This is a genomic window from Synechococcus sp. Cruz CV12-2-Slac-r, from assembly GCF_024346075.1.
GTDB lineage: Bacteria > Cyanobacteriota > Cyanobacteriia > PCC-6307 > Cyanobiaceae > Synechococcus_D.
The window spans coordinates 1-3145 of the sequence record NZ_JAGQEK010000178.1; the positions used below are offsets into that span (position 1 = coordinate 1).

Annotated in this window: 3 protein-coding genes and 1 pseudogene; 3 read left to right on the top strand and 1 reads right to left on the bottom strand. The window is 47.7% G+C overall.

Translation table 11 applies throughout. The features are described from left to right. The 3 genes from KB557_RS10180 to KB557_RS10190 form a co-directional block, all read left to right on the top strand. The coding region (locus KB557_RS10180) for a glycosyltransferase family 2 protein (RefSeq protein WP_399218987.1) at positions 1–440 on the top strand (440 nt) is incomplete at its 5' end. A 15-nt stretch (positions 441–455) separates the two neighbouring features. Further along, entirely contained in the window at positions 456–1589 is a 1134-nt protein-coding gene (locus tag KB557_RS10185) for a glycosyltransferase (RefSeq protein WP_255133874.1), read from the top strand. A 22-nt stretch (positions 1590–1611) separates the two neighbouring features. Continuing rightward, the gene (locus KB557_RS10190) at positions 1612–2751 is read left to right on the top strand and encodes an O-antigen ligase (protein ID WP_255133876.1); all 1140 of its coding nucleotides are present in this window, start codon (positions 1612–1614) and stop codon (positions 2749–2751) included. Here KB557_RS10190 and KB557_RS10195 read toward each other — a convergent pair. Continuing rightward, positions 2725–3145: pseudogene (locus KB557_RS10195) on the bottom strand (AAA family ATPase); the annotation flags it as partial. The gene KB557_RS10190 and the pseudogene KB557_RS10195 sit on opposite strands and share 27 nt — an antisense overlap.

Genomic DNA, 3145 nt, shown 5'->3' on the forward strand with positions numbered 1-3145 from the left:
TGCTGCTTTATCCAGATGGCCGCGTGCAACATGCCGGAGTAGCTATCGATAATCTCGCCCCTCGCCATGCCTGGGGCGGCTGCTTGCCAAGCGCCTTGCCAGTTGATTTAGTGATCGCTCCTCGGGCTTTTCAAGCTGTAACAGCAGCTGTATGCATGTGCAGCACTGCCTTATGGCAGCAACTTGCTGGCCTCAAGCTCAACCTACCCATTAACTATGGGGATGTGGACTTTTGCTTAAGGGCCCGTGAAACTGGCTTAGCTGTGTTGCTGGATCCTTCCAGCCGCTGGCTGCATTTCGAATCCGCTAGCCGCTCCCTTGATGCAATTCCCCCCGAGTTGGAATTATTTAAAGAGCTCTGGGGTTCAAACCTTGGCGGCAATTGGTGCGTTGATCCCTATGCATCTAAGTGGAGGGAATTACTGGCCCAAAAACGTTGATGGGCCCAGCTGCTGATGGCAGGTAATTTTTGGCTCTACAGCCACAACTTCACCAGCACTGGCGCCCCCTTAGTGCTGGCAGCAATAGCTAAAGAGTTAGCTGCTAATGGTTTGCAACAGCATTTGCGGCTGATTAGTTGGGGAGGGCATCACGATCGAGTTCACACTCAATTGCGGCGGGAACTACAAGCAAAGGGGTTGAGCTGCAGCGTGCTGGAGCCAAACCAATTACCACCCACGCCCAAACCCCAGGATCGCGTTCTACTAAATAGTCTTTCTTTGCCCCTGGTGGTGCTTAATCAAGCCTTTAATTGGCTTGAGCAAAGCAAAATCCAACGGCTTGATTTATTTGCCCACGAAGCAGCACCAAACCAATTGCTTACCGCTGAGCAATGGCCGCAGCGATTGCAAAAGCTTTTGCTTGCTGGTGTTTTGCAATTAAGGGTGCCCTCCCTGCATTGCCTAGGCACCTATCAACATTGGCTGGATTACCGCGGCAGCGCCCTTGCCGTGCAGCATCCACAACTGGAACTAATCGGGCCCCAAGGCCCCTTGCTCGAGCAACCACTCCCAACTTTCAACAGCCTGCGCTTGCAACTCACCGGTATGGCCGGCAATGGCAACAAGGGCCACAGCTGGTTTCTGCGCCTCGTGCAGCAACTGCTTTGCCTGGAAAAACCGGGATTAAGGCCCCTTGAATTGCAATTCATCGGTTTAGAAAGTGATCGCCACGCCCAGCTCGATCGAGAATTACGTTTTTGGGGCCATGCCTTATTGGGTGATCGCTTCAGCTGGGTGCCCCACGGCAGCCGCCGCGATGCATTACTTGCCATGGGCCATGCCAACGTTGCTGTGATTTGCTCTCGCCAAGAAACCTTTTCAATGGTGGCGGTAGAAGCCATGGCTCTTGGCCAGCCATTGCTGCGCAATCGCTGCGGTGGCTGGCAAGAACAACTTGAGGCAGGAGTTAATGGTTTTGATCTCGGTGAACCAGGCCCAGATCCACTGCCAGATCAAGTGCAGCTGCTACAACGTTTGCGTGATCCTCAAGCCGTAACAAATTATCAATTGAGAGCAATGGCGCAAGCTGCAAGAGCAAAAGCGGAAAAGCTCACATTTGGAGGCTTCCTAAGTTGGCTGCTGCCGTAAATTTTAATAAATCAAATTTTTTATGCTAAAAGCCACCACGCTTATAGATTTATTATTGCCGGCAGCAATAATATTATTTTTAATGCCTATAAATCCTGTTATAAGCAGTATGCCCGCAAGCCTTTGGGTGATGCTTCAGTTAGCTTTTGCGCCCGCCGAGAAACGCTGGGCTTTATGGCCAATGGCATTTGTAATCTTAGCTACAGCTCGTACCTGGTGGCTTCATGAAATGCATAATCCAGCAAGTAGTGAAGATATTTTACTAGTAGTTGCAAGTTTTTTGGCCGCTTCATGGCTATCAGCAAGCCGTTGGACTCTACTGCTGAAGATGTTGCTAATACCGCTTCCATTAATTGCAATAAATTTAGGGTCGCCGCCATGGACTGTGAATTCATTTGTTGGACGCAACCCAAACGCTTATTTAATTGGCTTAGTAGCTGTAATTAGTATTTGCATGCTTTTTGACCAACACAAAAATAAAATCGATTACGTCATACCGTTTATTGCATCTATTCTAAGTATTTTACTTCTGTGGCAAGCCCAATCTCGTGCCGGCATGATAGCTACAGCTGCTGCTATTGGCATAATAAAACTAAAAGACGAATATTCTCGAGGCCGTTTTCTTAAAGCTTTTACGATTACAGCTGTAGCTGGTATTGCAATGCTTATTAGTTTAAAATTCATGCGTCCTTCCAGCATTATTAACGCGGCAGGGATAGATTTCAAATCAGATCTAGGCAGACTTCAGATTCAAGATTGCTATATACAATTGCCATTTAGTGGCAATAATCGATTCATATACGGAATTGGATTTGAACACAAGGATAAGTTCTGCACAGATGAGGTGATAACCGGGGTACTTGAACATGCTCACAATATATATATCCAAGTTTGGGCGAATGCTGGAATTATTGGCTTCACTGGAATGTTGCTTTTCATGGCTTTACTAATTGCCCAATGGCGCAAAAAAGATAAATATTTGGATCCAACTTTAAGCAGAGTTGGATCGGCAATTCTAATTTACGTGTTACTTCAAGGGGCTTTTGATGCATCCATCATATATTGGCCGGTCACACAAGTATTCACAGGGATTTTATTAGCAATCCCATTCTGCGCAGCTGATCACTCCAATAATTCATTTAGTAAGCCGGATTGGGGCTAAGCGCGGATCGAGAATTTTGGGGCCCATGCCTGCAAATTTAACGGCGATTGAGATTTTTTCACCACTACCAAATAAATGGCTAACTTTGCCTTCTCCAAAAACATCATGTTGCAAGCAATCACACACTGCCCAGCTGTGGCCACTAATTTTATTTGCCCCTGCTCGCGGCATTGATGGTTCACGATCGATGCGGGTAAGGCGCTCCAGCCGCTGTTCTCGCCTTAAAGCCGCACCACCACTGCTGGGGATATCACCTTGAATCAAAGCCTCTGGCAATTCCGCTAAAAATGCCGATGGCACCGCAGGTTCCCTCATGCCACCCCATAGCCTTCTTTCACTGGCATGGGATAAAAACAAACGCTCCTTTGCCCTGGTAATCCCCACATAACACAGC